The following is a 15,770-nucleotide window of genomic DNA, read 5'->3' as shown; positions in this document are numbered from 1 at the left end:
ATAAAATTAAGGTCTAATTTCTTTCAATTCACGTTGAATAAAACGCTGAATCATTTCACGGTATAAATGTTCCACCAGATCAGGATCGGTTCCCAGGTCTAACGCTTGTGCACGTACCTTCTGAATGACCTGCTCTACCCGTTCCGGAGATTGTACGTCCTGCACAGTACGCTTAAAACGCGTAGCCTGATCGACATAAAACTGACGGGTGGCAATCATCTCAATCAGTGCGGTATCAATTGCATCAATCTGTGCACGGGCCTGTTCTAAAGACTCACATTTCTCTTTCTTCATCTTTGCTATCATCATTTTCACTTTTATATTGGTCTTCTAAAACATTACTAAAAATACTTTCGATCATCCAGACCCGGTACAAGCTATTAAACACATAACTTTGACCATCAATGTGCAGCTCCAGAACTGGAAAATCAGGCTGAGACTTCATTTCACAGAGTATGTCATTTTCTTTTAATTTGGCAGCAATATCTTCGGTCGTGAGTTCATTGATCTCTAAATCACGCTTGATCTGGTCAAAATGCGACCTGAATGACAGGTCTTTGCCTTTGGTCCAGACTGCCTGCAAAATGCTGTACATGGCTTCCACACGCTGCTCTTCAGGCACGCTATAGAACAGTTTCGCCATCTCATAAGTTGCTTGCTGGGTAGGACGGCAAAACGGGGTAAATTTCACTTCGGTACGTTTGGACAAGCGTGTCGCCAGCCCCCAGTCAAACAAATCGCGCCGATGATAAGACAGCGGGTAAACATTGAGGTGAATATTATAAAAATTGGCCAGTTCTTCTTTAATATAGGCCAACAATAGCCAGGAAATCGGATCTTCCAGGGCAATATATAAATCCAGTTCCGGATCCAGCGCCTGAATTTCATTCAGTTCTTCCGCATCACTGATCAGGTGTTCACGCCATTCGATATGGTTAATCAGGAAGATCGGATTGCCAGTGAGTAATTTTTGTTGTTTCAAACGGCGGGTCAAACGCAGCAGATCATCCACCGCATGATACTTGCGCTCCCCGAATTCAAAATAGCTGACCAGCACTTCGTCATCGTTAAAAATTCGTTCCGGAAAGTTTTGCGCTGGATGATGGCGGCTTGCCATGGCATGCAAGGTACGCAATTTACCATACTGTTTTTGCCACAACATGTGGAACACGTCTTCGAGTAAATACAGGAAATCCTGGCCGCGTAAGGGAGTATTGCGAAGAATGGTTTCTGCTTGAGCGATGGCCTCGAGCGGCGGTTGTTCGGGGGTTTCATGGAAACTAAAGCGATGCTGTTTGGACAGAATTTTGGCATCGTTCAGGCAGTAACTTTGCCACTCCATTTCTGACATGTTATTGGGAGGTTCTGCCGTTCGACTGGAAATGATCACCTTTAAGGGTTTGATCTCATCACTCAAGATTTCTTCAAGTTCAGGTAACTGCTGTGCAGCCAGATAGCTATAGACATCATCCAGACGCAAGTGGATGGTTAAACCCTGCTCCGTAGATAATTCCACCTGACGAGTCGGCTTTTGATAAAACCAACTCGATCGAAGTGGATCAAACCAACGGCGTAACAGTGACATGAGATCAGCCTCGAAAAAAAACCCTTGTGTGCTACAAGGGTTTATAACAATTTGTTAGGTAATGATCAATTATACATCTAAATTTAGATCGGTCACTGCCCCTTTTTCAGCACCTGTAGTCAATTTGGCAAACTTCGCCAAAGCGCCATAGCGATAATTCGGCTCCGGCTTGACCCAGGCTGCTTTACGTGCTGCCAGTTCTTCATCGGAAATATGCAGCGTCATTTCCCGGGTTTCGGCATTAATGGAAATTTTATCGCCATTTTTCACCAGACCAATCGGCCCGCCTTCATAGGCTTCAGGCGTGACATGCCCTATCACAAAGCCATGACTGCCTCCAGAGAAACGTCCATCGGTGAGTAGTGCCACAGATTTTCCGAGTCCTTTACCAATAATGGCAGAGGTCGGTTTCAGCATTTCCGGCATGCCGGGTCCGCCTTTCGGCCCTTCACCACGAATTACCACCACTTCACCTTCCTGTACTTCGCCATCTAAAATACCGCGCATGGCACCAATTTCACCTTCGAACACGCGTGCCGGACCTTCAAAATACAGCCCTTCTTTACCGGTAATTTTTGCTACCGCACCGGTCGGTGACAGGTTGCCTTTTAGCACCACCAGATGCGAGTCTTTTTTAATCGGGGCATCAAATGGCAGAATAATTTGCTGACCTTCCGGATAGTCTTCGACATTCGCCAGGTTTTCCGCCAAAGTTTTACCGGTGACAGTCATACAGGAACCATCCAGCATGCCCGCATTCAACATGCGCTTCATCAATGGCTGAATACCGCCAATCGCGATCAGTTCAGACATCAGGTATTTGCCTGATGGGCGTACATCTGCCACCACCGGAATATCTTTACCTATACGAACAAAGTCATCCAGGGTCAGTTCCACACCTGCGGTATGCGCCATGGCCAGTAAATGCAGCACACCATTGGTTGAGCCACCCAGTGCAATCAGCACTTTAATGGAATTTTCAAATGCCGCCTTGGTCATAATGTCACGCGGCTTGATATCCAGACGCAACAGGTTCATCACGGCCTCACCGGCACGCAAACAGTCGATTTTTTTCTCTTCTGACACCGCTTCCTGTGCTGATGAACCCGGCAAGCTCATGCCAAGTGCTTCAATGGCAGAGGCCATCGAGTTGGCGGTATACATGCCGCCACAGGAACCCGGTCCCGGTAGCGCCACTTCTTCAATCTGCTTGACCTGAATTTCGTTGATCTCACCTTTGGCATGCTGGCCCACAGCTTCAAACACCGAAATCATGTCGGTATGGCCGGCACCCGGTTTAATGGTTCCACCATAAATAAACAGGCCCGGGCGATTTAAACGCGCCAGCCCCATGATACAACCGGGCATGTTCTTGTCACAGCCACCAATCGCAATCACGCCATCATAAGCCTGACAGCCGACCACCGCTTCAATGGAGTCGGCAATAATTTCACGAGAAACCAGAGAGTATTTCATGCCTTCGGTACCATTGGAGATCCCGTCAGAAATAGTAATGGTATTGAAAATAATGCCCTTACCATTAGCGGCATTGACGCCTTTTTCCACTTCACGCGCCAAGCCATCGATATGCATATTGCACGGCGTGACATTGGCCCAAGTCGAGGCAATGCCAATAAATGGACGGCTAAAGTCTGCATCTTTAAAACCTGTCGCGCGCATCATGGAACGTGCCGGCGCATTTTCAATACCTTCGTAAACCGGGGCAGAGTGCTCGCGGATATTATCTTTACTCATTGGTTTCTTCCTTGGCGATGACCGATTTTAAGCTTCAGTCTTTAGTAATTTATTCTAAGATCATTGTATAGAAGGCATACGATATGTAAAAGAAATTACCCTGCAGAAAAATATTTTTGATGAACTCTTAAAACTCTTTAATCACATGACCGAGCGACATGGATGTCGCTGTTTCGCTGTGCTACAGGGAAGTAGCATCAGCGAGACAAAAGATTTTTGTTACTTTTGATCTTTCAAAAGTAGAAATATTGCTTACACGAAAACATAAAAACTCAAACCGTCAACTGAGGCAGTGCTAATCTTAAAAACACCTAATATCAAACATTTTTTTATTTATGGAAGCAATCTAATTCTAATTGGTTAATTAGTACAAGTTCCTGAGTGTTTAGAAGCTCATGACGGAGTCTTACTTAGTAAAATTAAATATTCGGAGCTCGTATGTTACTTTTGTTTCGTCAAAATGAGATGCGAAGCTTCGCAAGGAAACCATCTTGCGGTGCAATGCACCTCACCGACAAAACTCGACCACTGCTGTCAATTAAAAGACTCATCACAGAAACATTTATTTTAAAATTACAGTCTGCCTCGAACAGTTGCGGATGACGTTACCGCGTATCGAATACGATTTTAAAATTCTACTTATTTCTAAAATAAAAAAGCACCCCCAATGGAGTGCTTTTTATCTGCAAAAATTACCGCTTAGATTTCACGTACCGCACCTTTCGCAGCACTGGTAGTATGCATCGCATACGCTTTCAAGGCTTTAGAAATTTTACGTGGACGCTCTTCAACCGGATGCCAGCCTTTGGCTTCTTGCACTTCACGGCGAGCAGCCATGGTTGCTTCATCCACAGCTAGGTGAATGGTACGGTTTGGAATATCAATTTCGATCAAGTCACCATCTTCAACCAGACCAATTGCACCGCCTTCCGCTGCTTCAGGAGAAACATGACCAATCGACAAACCTGATGAACCACCCGAGAAACGGCCGTCAGTCAGCAAGGCACATTCCTTACCCAAACCTTTCGATTTCAGGTAACTGGTTGGGTACAGCATTTCCTGCATACCCGGACCACCACGTGGACCTTCATAACGAATCACCACTACATCACCGGCTTTAATTTCATTACCCAAGATCGCCTCTACCGCAGAATCCTGGCTTTCAAATACGCGAGCTGTACCGTTAAATTTCAGAATCGAGTCATCAACGCCAGCCGTTTTTACAATACAGCCATCCAGCGCGATGTTACCGTAAAGTACAGCCAAACCACCGTCTTTCGAGAAGGCGTGTTCTGCATTACGGATCACACCCGTTTCACGGTTGCCATCTAAAGTCTGATAGTAGCGATCTTGCGAGAATGCTGTTTGAGTCGGTACGCCACCCGGTGCTGAACGGAAGAATTGATACACGTCCGGATCTTCAGTACGGATGATATCCCATTTATCCAAAGCGTCTTTTAAGGTTTTTTCATGAACCGTTGGAACATCAGTGATTAACAGACCTGCGCGGTCCAGTTCGCCCAGAATTGACATAATACCGCCGGCACGATGCACATCTTCCATATGTACGTCTTGTTTTGCTGGTGCTACTTTACATAGTACCGGTACTTTACGTGATAAACGGTCGATATCATCCATAGTGAAATCAACACCCGCTTCATTGGCAGCCGCTAACAAGTGCAGTACGGTATTGGTTGAACCGCCCATGGCGATGTCCAAAGTCATGGCATTTTCATAGGATGCTTTGGTTGCGATTGAACGTGGCAATACGCTGTAATCGTCTTGTTCATAGTGGCGTTTAGCCAATTCAACAATTAACGAGCCTGCACGTTCAAATAATTTTTTACGGTTGGCATGGGTTGCCAAAGTTGAACCGTTACCTGGCAATGACAGACCCAAAGCTTCAGTTAAGCAGTTCATTGAGTTGGCAGTGAACATGCCTGAACATGAACCACAGGTTGGACATGCAGAACGCTCGTATTCAGCTACTTCTTCGTCGGTATAGTTGTCATCTGCCGCAACAATCATCGCGTCAATCAAGTCGATGGCTTTGTCGTTACCACGGATTTTGACTTTACCCGCTTCCATTGGACCACCAGACACGAATACCACCGGAATGTTCAGGCGCATCGCAGCCATGAGCATCCCTGGGGTGATTTTGTCACAGTTAGAAATACACACCATGGCATCGGCACAGTGCGCGCTAACCATGTATTCCACAGAGTCTGCGATCAAGTCACGTGAAGGCAATGAATACAGCATGCCGTCATGGCCCATTGCGATGCCGTCATCCACTGCAATGGTGTTGAATTCTTTGGCCACACCACCTGACGCTTCAATTTGACGAGCCACGAGTTGACCAAGGTCTTTTAAATGAACGTGACCTGGAACAAATTGCGTGAATGAGTTGACGACAGCAATAATTGGCTTACCGAAGTCCTCATCTTTCATTCCAGTTGCGCGCCATAAGCCACGCGCACCCGCCATGTTTCTTCCGTGTGTCGATGTTTTTGAACGATAGTCAGGCATTGTGTTATTCCAACAAAGTTGTGCTTGAGTTGAATGAGCTCATTCACTCTGGCGAAATCTTACGATCGAGAGATGAAATCAGTCGAATTTTAAACATATCATACTACAAGTCATTGTTTTTAAAGATGACTAATTCATGCTATAGAATGCTCGATATATCGATGGATGTGTCTCGACGATCTGATGACAAAAATCTTTAATGAAATCTACTATAACGCCATCATTGCCAATTCATTACAAAACTTTCATGAATAATTTTTAAATTTTGCATAATTTTTTTTTATAAAAATAAGCATCTTCTCTATGCGTTAAGACTCAATTTAGGTGAATAAATGCTTTTGCCTTATAATAGACATCACGTTTATTTGGAAGCTTTTGTGTGAAAATCATCTTTGCGGGTACACCAGAATTTGCCGCCACTGCATTGGCTGCACTGCTTAAAACCGAACATGAAATTGTTGCGGTCTATACTCAACCGGACCGCAAAGCTGGACGAGGACAAAAACTCACTGCTTCTGCTGTAAAACAGCTGGCACTTGAACATAACATTGCGGTCTACCAGCCACTTCATTTTAAATCTTCGACTGAAGAAGGCTTGGCTGCACAAGCTGAACTGGCTGCGTTAAATGCCGACGTGATGGTGGTGGCAGCCTATGGTTTAATTCTACCGCAAGTGGTGTTAGACACACCTAAATATGGTTGCTTGAATATTCACGGATCTTTATTGCCACGTTGGCGCGGTGCGGCACCAATTCAACGTGCCATTGCCACAGGCGATGCGGAAACTGGCGTGACCATTATGAAAATGGCCGCTGGACTCGACACCGGTGATATGATGTTTAAAACCATCTGCCCGATTGAAGCAAGCGACACTTCAGCAAGCTTGCACGACAAACTTGCAGAACAAGGTGCAACTGCAATTGCTGCTGTTTTAGCGTCTGAACAAAGCTTGCAGCATTATTTAGATACGCGTGAAGTGCAAGATGAAGCATTGACTGTTTACGCACATAAACTTTCAAAAGCAGAAGCTAAAATTGATTGGTCAATTGATGCTGTGCAAATTGACCGTAATATTCGCGCGTTTAATCCGTGGCCTGTGGCATTCATTCAGTTAGACGAACAAAACAACTTGCGTGTTTGGCATTCAGAACTTTCAGAAGCCTCTGCTGCCCCTCAAGCTCAAGCAGGTGAAATCCTTGCCATTGATAAAAAAGGCGTGCATGTTGCCTGTGCCAATGGCAGCGTGATTATTTTAAGCTCGTTACAATGGCCGGGTGCGAAACCGCTTAACCCTGTACAAATTTTACAAACCCAAAAACTGACTATTGGACAAATTTTATAATGAAGCAATCTCCCAACGCCTCTACCCGAGATCTCAATTTACGTGCTCAGGTGGTGAAGACGTTATTGGCTGTCCAAAATGGTCAATCGCTGCAATCTGTGCTGGCGCAGCAAATGAACATTGTGTCAGACAAAGACCGTGCTTTGTTCCATGAATTGGTACTGGGTTGTTTACGTCAATGGTATGCATTGAAACAGCTGACTTTACCTTTGCTTTCTAAACCTGTTGATAACCAAGTGGTTGAAACATGTTTATACCTTGGTTTATACCAACTCTTATGTACCCGTGTAGCTGCTCACGCTGCGATTTCTGAAACTGTAGAAGCTGCAAAACAACTCGGTATGGGAAGTCTCAGTGGCTTAATCAATGCGATTTTACGCCGTGCGACACGTGAAACTGAGCAGTTCTATGACGTACTTGAGCAAGCCACCAATTTACCAAGCTGGTTATCTAAACGTCTGAAAAAAGACTGGGGCGAACAGTTTGATGAACTCAGCTATGAACTTAAACAAATTGCGCCACTGACCTTACGTGTCAACACACGCCAAGTCAGCCGTGACGAATATCTGGATATTCTGGAAGATGAAGGCATCGATGCACATCGTTGTGAAATTTCAGAAGTCGGTATTGTGATGGATGAAAGTTTGCATGTTCCTAGCCTTCCGGGCTTTGAAGCAGGCGGTTTTTCGGTACAGGATGAACACGCGCAACTCTGCGCAACTTTACTACCAAACCTTGATGGTAAATTTGTGATTGATGCCTGTGCAGCACCGGGCGGCAAGACGGCGCACATTTTAGAGAAGTTCCAGCCTAAGAAACTCATCGCGCTAGACCAGGATGAAAAACGCCTGAAGCGCGTGGTGGAAAACCTTGATCGTTTGGTTCTAGACGGCAAGCATGTAGAACTCAAAACCGCCGATGCTGTGACTTATACAGCACCTGAACTTGCAGATTGCATCGTACTGGATGCACCATGTACAGCTGTTGGTGTCATGCGTCGTCACCCAGATATCCGTTTATTGCGTCAATCTGGCGATATTGCCAAAACAGTAGTTTTACAAAAGCAAATTTTGGAAAACATGTGGCAGCAACTGAAAGTCGGTGGCACCTTACTTTACATCACCTGCTCGATTTTAAAAGCAGAAAATGAACAGCAAATGGTCGAGTTCTTCGCCACCCATCCAGATGCCAAAGAAGTGAAAATTGAAGCCGATTGGGGCATTGAACAAATTCACGGTCGTCAATTATTCCCGAAAGTGGGTTATGGCGATGGTTTCTTCTATTGCCGAATTGAAAAAACGGCTTAAGCTGAAATGCAAAAAAAGGTGGCTTTTGAGCCACCTTTTTTATTGGTGTGTTCCGTCCTGCCAGAAAGGTCACTGCAAATGCGATCCAGACTTGATGCTGCAAAATGGTGTGCATTGCTATGCTCCATTTTAAAAACAAGAAAGCCATCATCTTAAATGATAATGGCTTTCATTTGTAACAGTATAAACTGAAGTATTCGCGGATTTAAAGCGTATGTTGATCTTTGACTTCTTCAAGAACCTCATCCAGCTCTTCAGGATGTTTCATCAAGTGCAGAATGGATAACACCAGTCCGCCCCACAAAAACAGCATGGAAATTATCATCATGATGATTGCAGAAGTATTCATGTTTATTCTCCTAGCGATCTTTCATTTTGGCTAAAACAAATGCCACCACAGCACAGAAAATCACGCAGCCCCAGCCAAATAACCACTGCATACTGATACTATAATCACCATAACCTTTTAATAACAAGTTAAAGATGGTCATACCTAAAGTTACCAGCAAAATCAAAGAGGTAATCACGGTTAAAGTGAAATCCCAACCTTTGCCCAATTGCACAGTTGAAATGGCATTCACGTGATCCCGGATCTCGGCCAGTGCCGAACGCTTGAACCAGGCAATACTGATAATTGAAATCAACGCACCACCGATAATGCCAATGTTATTAATGAAGTGATCAATGATATCCACCAGTTTAATCGAATTCACGCTGGAAAATAAAATGATCGATACAGCAGCACTACCGCCACCGACAATGGTGACCGCTTTCTTGCGGCCCCATTTCAGCTTGTCCATCATGGCAGCAATTGGAACTTCCAAAATACTGACCATAGATGAAATCCCTGCGACAAACAGTGAAGAGAAGAACAGGATACCGAACAGGTCTGCACCCGCACCCAGGCTGGAAATGATTTTAGGAAACGCAATAAATGCCAGACCAATACCGCCACTCACCACATCCTGAACATTGCTGTTCGCGGTATAGGCCATAAAGCCCAGCGCCGAGAAAATCCCGATACCGGCTAGAATTTCCGTAGAAGCATTGGCAAAGCCCACGATTAAACCCGAACCGGTTAAATTGGTTTTCGGCTTTAAGTAAGAGGCATAAGTCACCATGATCCCGAAACCGACTGAAAGCGAGAAGAAGGTATGACCATACGCTGCCAACCACACCTTGTAGTCCATCATGGCTGCCCAGTTCGGGGTAAAGAAGGCATTTAAGCCATCGACCGCACCCGGTAAACGAAGCGCTTGAATCACCAGAATAGTAAATAAAACAAACAGTAATGGCATGAAAATCTTGTTGGAAAGTTCCACACCCTTTTTTACCCCACCGTATAAAATCACCAGGGTTAAGGCCCAAATTCCTGCCAATGGCCAGAAAATATGGCTGACAAAACGTGGGTCAAAACTTGCGGCTTCGGAGGTTTGTAAATAGGTTTTAAAGAAGAAACCTTCCGGATCACTGCCCCACATCTGGCCAATGGAGAAGTACACATAACTGCCTGCCCAGGTCAAAACGCTGGCATAGTAAAGGCCAATGATGATACACACACTCACTTGCCACCATCCCAGGGTTTCACCACCACGGAACAGTTTGCGATAGGCTTTTGGCGGTGAGCTATTACTTCTATGCCCGACTGCATAATCAAGAAATAACAGCGGTAAGCCTGCAGTAATTAAAGCAATCAAATAAGGGATAAGAAACGCGCCACCGCCATTTTCATAGGCCACGTAGGGGAAACGCCAAATATTACCTAAACCGACAGCCGATCCGACCGCGGCAATAATAAAGCCGGATCGTGATGACCAGTTTTCACGAGAATCTGTCATAAAACACCTAAACCTTAGGTATCTTTAGATGCTGCTTGTTATCTGGGTTATATCGCGAGCAAAAAAAGTACCTTTAAAAATAATTCTTGTGTCTGATTTAGAGGTCACACCTTGTAGGTGCCGTGTTCTAAATGGCAAACAGATTAGCCTGAAATTGAATCTTGGTTAAAAATTTAAATCCAAGCTCATCTTTTGTATGAATTTAACAATACTCACTTTTAAAAATAATTTCTGTAATTTCTCTACGACGCATCTATTTTTTATAATATATTGAATGCGAATATTCATTTAATCGGCTGATTTATACGCCATTCTAACCATTCAATAAAAAATTTTTTGGAATAAACTAATTTAAAATAAAAGCTTAGGGTTATTCAATAATCTCATTGTCCGTTATTTTTTAACGTTTTAAAAATAGACAACGCAGTCATGGCATTTTCAAATATTTTGCCCTCTGCTTTGGATTAAATTTGCTTTAATTTTGAGAACTAACCACAATGCAATTTTCTATCATTCACTATATGATGCGCTGAGTTGGATCTCAACTCATGCTATTTAAGTAACAAAAAGATTTTCCAAAAATAATGGATTACACAACTTCAGGATTCTCATGCAACCATTCAAAATTCTTTGCCTAACCCTTGGACTGGGTGCTTTCAGTTCTGCTCAAGCCGACGTGATTGCGGTTAAAGGCAGTATTGATTACTGGAACTATAGCACCGATTTAACCGAGCCGGCATCGCCACTTCCACAAGCACAAATGCAAGATGATCACGGTCTGTCATTCTCGATTGCAGTTGAACATCCGGTGCCATTTTTACCCAATGCAAAAATTAAGCATAGCCATTTACAGGCAGACAGTGAGCAAAGTTTTGCCGGAGTAAACAGCCATCAGGTCGATCTCACTTATACAAATTTCATTCTCTATTACGAAGTGCTGGACAATATTGTCTCTGCCGATGTGGGTTTTGGAGCCAAACACCTGAGCGGAGATATTGTTCAGAACGTTACCAACACCTTGGACGTGAGTAGTACGATCCCTATGCTTTATGCCCAGGCTGGGGTAAAACTGCCCTTTACCGGTCTAAGTGTGGGTGCCGAAGCCAGTTTTGCTGCACTGAATGATGAGCAAATTACCGATGCTCAGGCAGAACTCAAATACAACTTCATCGATAGCGTGTTGGTGGACGTGGGTGCTAAAGTCGGATATCGCATTTTGGACATTCAGCTGGAAGAAGGTTCAAATGCAGAAACCAAACTTAAATTTAAAGGTCCCTATCTTGGCGTAGAAGCACATTTTTAAAGCAATACTGTACGCTTTTGCTTACACAGACTGCAGAAAATGAAGGCTAGGCCTGAAACTGAATTCAGACTATATTGAACTCATACAGAAACAGGATGTTTCTAAAAAACAAAAATAATAAAAGTATAAAGCAGCTGGACGCTGAGGTAGAACAGGAGTGATACCTTTAACGAATACGAAAAAGCCTCGACAGGATGTCGGGGCTTTTTTATGGCTGCACTGTTACATATTTATCACATCTAAAATAAAAAAAGCCTCTCGAAAGAGGCTTTTGCTATTCAATCAGTTCACTGCAAAAACTTAGCTGCTATAAGAACGACGAGGTTTTGCCGCGGCCAAAACGGCTGGTTGTGCTTCAACTTGAACTTTTTTAGGTGTACGAATCAAGAATATGGCAATTGCCCCAATAATTCCAGGAATGGCAACAGCGATAAAATTCCATTTATGCGGCAGCTCCATACCCAAAAGCATGCCAATCACGATTGGACCGACAATCGCCCCGGTACGGCCCACTGCCGATGCCCAGCCTATACCCGTTGAACGTACTGCCACCGGATAATACTGTGCAACATAACTATACAGTAGAATGCTGCTGCCAATTGAGGATGCACCTGCCAGACTGACCAGTAAATAAATAACCGGCTGTGGCGAATTGAAGCCTAATCCAACTAAAGAAAGTACGCCTACAATTAACATACTGATCAGAACGCGTTTAAAGTCAAAACGGTCAGCTAAAACCCCTCCACTGATTGTTCCAATCACTGCTCCCACATTCAATGCCAGTAAAAACATTAAGCTGCTGCCTAAAGAATAACCCGCTGCCATCATCAGTTTTGGCAACCAGCTGCCTAATGCATAAAGCATTAATAAGCACATGAAGAACGCAAGCCAAAACAGGAATGTTCCTACAGCACGATTTTCAGTGAACAATTCTTTTACTGAGGTACTTCCGCTTTGATCATTCGAAGCTAAAACCAATTGTGTATCTGCTGATACTTGCGCAGCCGGTTCAACTTTTTGTAAAAAATAACGCGCCTGATCTTGTTTCTTTGCTTTAACCAGAAATATTAAAGATTCCGGCAGGAATTTCCAGAACAATGGCACAAACAGTAAAGGAATAACCGCAATCTGGAACATGATTTGCCAGCCATAGTCTGCGGTAAACCATGTTCCGCACAAAGCTGCCATAATCCCGCCCATGGCATAGCCGCTGAACATGGTGGTCACTAAAGTACTGCGCACACGTTGCGGTGCATATTCGGAAGTTAAAGCCACTAAATTCGGCAATACGCCGCCAATGCCCAGACCTGCAACAAAACGTAATACTCCAAATTCTAGTGGATTAGAGGAAAATCCGCCTAAGAAAGTAAACAGACTGAACAATGAAACGCAAATTAAGATCACTTTTTTGCGGCCAATTTTGTCCGCCAGCATGCCAAAGCCCATTGCACCAAACATCATGCCAGCTAAGGCGGTACTCGCCAACATACCGGCCTGTACGGCACTCATGCCCCATTCTTTCATCAGTAAGGGCAAGACCACCCCATTAATTGCTAAATCGTAACCATCAAATAAGACGATAAACAGGCACCACAGCACAAGTTTCAAATGAAACGACTTAAACTTGGCTTGGTCCACTACAGCATTTACATTCATTGTTGTCGCTGTCATTTGTACTCACCTCCAGTTGTGAGACTTAAGTTTCAACTTACAATGAGTTTTAGGCGGAATTTTGTCCAAAACCTGAAAGGCATAAATCCATACCTTCAAAGTATGACAAATATTTTTTGGCAGAAAATGTCAGACCCCAATAGACTAAAATTAAGGCTTTTTGTTACATTTTTTGGGGTGAACTTTCGTTCACTGTTATTTTTATCATTTAAAACAATATATTAAAAAATTTAAAATTCCGTATTAGACTAAAGAAGGTTTGATTGAAAGATTGTCAGAGTTTGTAGAGCGAAGATCATAAAATGACAAGAGCAAGTTTTCTCACATCATGATCTAATTCCCCCGCTTTTAAGTAAAGAAAATTGGACAGGTCTATAACGTGAAAGCGTAATTTAATAAAAACTACACTGACTGGCCGGAATATGAGAATTGTGAGAGATGATGGCAGCTATACTTCAACAGTTTGTATAAAAAAGCCTCGACAGAAGTGAGGGCTTGTTCTTTGATCTAACCGTTATATTTCAGTACAGCTCAATCTCTTTCTTATTGGCAAGACAAAGCTGCTGAAACCTATGTCGATGGTTAAAAACGCTTGATTTTATAGAGAAAAATATTCAGTTCTACAGCTAAACACTCTGCCCATCTGTTGGCTTGGATGATCAATGCCAAAGTCAGTGTAGATGAAGCACTGCATAAACTTTTTATCATCCAACCTTGAAAGAAGGCTTACATCCAGCACTTAAGCACGCAAGTCGTCTGTTACCTTATCCGTCCTGATTTCCTTTTCACATAGAACATTTACAAAGCGCTGACTATGTGCAATTAGCCGATCCAACCAGCGATGTGCTGCAAGTAATTCCAGGATTCTGGCTGCACCTGAATGATGACTGGCAGCATACTGATTGATCTTTTCACGAAGCTCAGCATGATGCTGTTTAGTCCAATTTTCGAGAAAAATCAACTCATCGTGCAGTAGTCGATTTTTCTCATCCATCGACAAATCCGCTGCAGCATGCCAATAATTACCAAGAATTTCACCGAAGTCTAATGCAACCTGATAAAGAGAAGGCTGCGTCCGGATATCCAAACTATAAAACAACTGTTCCAAATCACTGCGTAACACGTTTAGATAAACCATTATTCTAAGCAATGCCAATAAATTTTTTTGCTCTTCAGTGTTTTCAGGTACCGATATTTTTGTTAAATATTCCTTAAGTTTTTTGATGAGTTCATCTTGCTGCTTAAGTTGATTGGCTGCAACCAGCTTCCCATCTTTAAACGCTTCAATAAACCATCTATATTGTTGCCAAATAATTTGAAAGATTACATGTTCTGCATTCGCTATAGCTACCGCAGGAACTGAAAGGCTAGATTCATCAAGAGACTGAATCAAACTGTCTTCATCTGATGGAATCAGTTTAGTCAAAAACTGCTTAAATTGATCAATAAAAGGCATTAATAAAACTGCCCCGCATAAACTAAAAGCAGTATGAAAAGCAGCCACAATCACCACCGCATCCCAAGAAGAGAGCCATCCACTTCGTGGGTACAACCAAAGAAACAAAGGATACAATACAAAAAATGCAAATATGGCACTCATAATATTAAAGCCTACATGCACGGCAGCCGTTCTTTGTGCATTGCTATTGGCACCGATGGCGGCTAGTACTGCAGTAGCCACAGTTCCAATATTTTCTCCAATGACCAGCAAAAGTGCTTGCTCCAGCTGAATGACCTGACTAGCCAATGCAGTAATTGTCGCTGTAATTGCAGCACTTGATGACTGCAAAATTACTGTCATAACCAAGCCAATCATGACCAGTAAAAGCTTGGAGAAAAAGCTTTCAGTGGTGAATACTGAAAGATCAATACGATCAGACAGACCAGACATCGCTACTTGCAATAATTCAATACCAAAGAAAAGTAAACCAAAGCCTGCAATCACCAACCCTGTCAGGGCAGCCCGGCCCTGAGCCAAAATTTTTAATAATGCTCCTAATGCAATCATAGGTAAGGCAAACTGCCCAATTGAAAATTTTACACCTAAGAGTGCTACCATCCAGCCTGTGCTGGTCGTGCCAATATTCGCACCAATAATTACCCCAACCGACTGTGCAAAGGTTAGAATCCCAGCACTCACGAAACCAATCGTCGCGAGCGTTGTGGCGGTTGAAGACTGAACAATTAGGGTAAAGATAATGCCTGAACTCATTGCTTTTAGAGGTGAGCCTGTGAACCTTCCTAGCCATTGTCTAAGTGATTCACCCGCTATATCTTTCAAGCTATCGGTCATCAAAGTCATGCCCAGCAGAAATAAGCCTATCCCACCACAGAGTTGTATGAATACCTCAAACACGCTCACCTCTTTTTTATAATTTTCATCATTTAAATAAGATAACTGAGAATCAACTCAGCTTAACAAATCATTTGTAGTTTATAG

11 protein-coding genes are annotated in these 15,770 nt (G+C 43.4%); 3 read left to right on the top strand and 8 right to left on the bottom strand.

Annotated features, from left to right (window positions below; genetic code table 11):
* Positions 1–6: 6 nt before the first annotated feature.
* The 4 genes from WAE57_RS07870 to ilvD (WAE57_RS07855) form a co-directional block, all read right to left on the bottom strand.
* Positions 7–294: a chorismate mutase gene (locus WAE57_RS07870; RefSeq protein WP_086176579.1), complete on the bottom strand. Its 288-nt coding sequence runs from the start codon at positions 292–294 to the stop codon at positions 7–9.
* Complete coding sequence (locus tag WAE57_RS07865; protein ID WP_337709828.1) at positions 275–1,585, bottom strand: hypothetical protein; 1,311 nt, start codon at positions 1,583–1,585, stop codon at positions 275–277. Before WAE57_RS07865 ends, WAE57_RS07870 begins: the two co-directional genes overlap by 20 nt.
* Positions 1,586–1,654: 69 nt before the next feature.
* Positions 1,655–3,340 (bottom strand): dihydroxy-acid dehydratase, encoded by a 1,686-nt coding sequence (gene ilvD, locus WAE57_RS07860; RefSeq protein ID WP_337709826.1) that lies wholly within the window; start codon positions 3,338–3,340, stop codon positions 1,655–1,657.
* A 699-nt stretch (positions 3,341–4,039) separates the two neighbouring features.
* A complete protein-coding gene (ilvD, locus tag WAE57_RS07855; RefSeq protein WP_337709824.1) occupies positions 4,040–5,869 on the bottom strand; it encodes a dihydroxy-acid dehydratase in 1,830 nt (609 codons plus the stop codon).
* Positions 5,870–6,248: 379 nt separating this feature from the next.
* Between ilvD (WAE57_RS07855) and fmt the strand changes: the two genes are divergently transcribed.
* Complete coding sequence (fmt, locus tag WAE57_RS07850) at positions 6,249–7,211, top strand: methionyl-tRNA formyltransferase (protein WP_337709822.1); 963 nt, start codon at positions 6,249–6,251, stop codon at positions 7,209–7,211.
* Entirely contained in the window at positions 7,211–8,518 is a 1,308-nt protein-coding gene (gene rsmB / locus WAE57_RS07845; RefSeq protein ID WP_086176584.1) for a 16S rRNA (cytosine(967)-C(5))-methyltransferase RsmB, read from the top strand. Before fmt ends, rsmB begins: the two co-directional genes overlap by 1 nt.
* Before the next feature lie 205 nt (positions 8,519–8,723).
* On the opposite strand, the gene WAE57_RS07840 is transcribed toward rsmB, so the two are convergent.
* Together WAE57_RS07840 and WAE57_RS07835 are read right to left on the bottom strand one after the other, a co-directional pair.
* Positions 8,724–8,867: a methionine/alanine import family NSS transporter small subunit gene (locus WAE57_RS07840; protein WP_086176585.1), complete on the bottom strand. Its 144-nt coding sequence runs from the start codon at positions 8,865–8,867 to the stop codon at positions 8,724–8,726.
* 10 nt (positions 8,868–8,877) lie between these two features.
* Positions 8,878–10,356, bottom strand: a complete 1,479-nt coding sequence (locus WAE57_RS07835) for a sodium-dependent transporter (RefSeq protein WP_337709816.1) — start codon at positions 10,354–10,356, stop codon at positions 8,878–8,880.
* A gap of 610 nt (positions 10,357–10,966) precedes the next feature.
* Here WAE57_RS07835 and WAE57_RS07830 point away from each other — a divergent pair.
* On the top strand, positions 10,967–11,659 hold the full coding sequence (locus WAE57_RS07830) for a TIGR04219 family outer membrane beta-barrel protein (RefSeq protein ID WP_337709815.1): 693 nt from the start codon (positions 10,967–10,969) through the stop codon (positions 11,657–11,659).
* Positions 11,660–11,959: 300 nt separating this feature from the next.
* On the opposite strand, the gene WAE57_RS07825 is transcribed toward WAE57_RS07830, so the two are convergent.
* The gene (locus tag WAE57_RS07825; RefSeq protein ID WP_337709813.1) at positions 11,960–13,330 is read right to left on the bottom strand and encodes an MFS transporter; all 1,371 of its coding nucleotides are present in this window, start codon (positions 13,328–13,330) and stop codon (positions 11,960–11,962) included.
* Between the two features lie 739 nt (positions 13,331–14,069).
* Positions 14,070–15,686: a Na/Pi cotransporter family protein gene (locus WAE57_RS07820; RefSeq protein WP_337709810.1), complete on the bottom strand. Its 1,617-nt coding sequence runs from the start codon at positions 15,684–15,686 to the stop codon at positions 14,070–14,072.
* Positions 15,687–15,770: the final 84 nt, after the last annotated feature.

The sequence above is a fragment of the Acinetobacter sp. NS-4 genome (assembly GCF_037402435.1).
GTDB lineage: Bacteria > Pseudomonadota > Gammaproteobacteria > Pseudomonadales > Moraxellaceae > Acinetobacter.
This window is presented reverse-complemented; position numbering and strand designations above follow the sequence as displayed.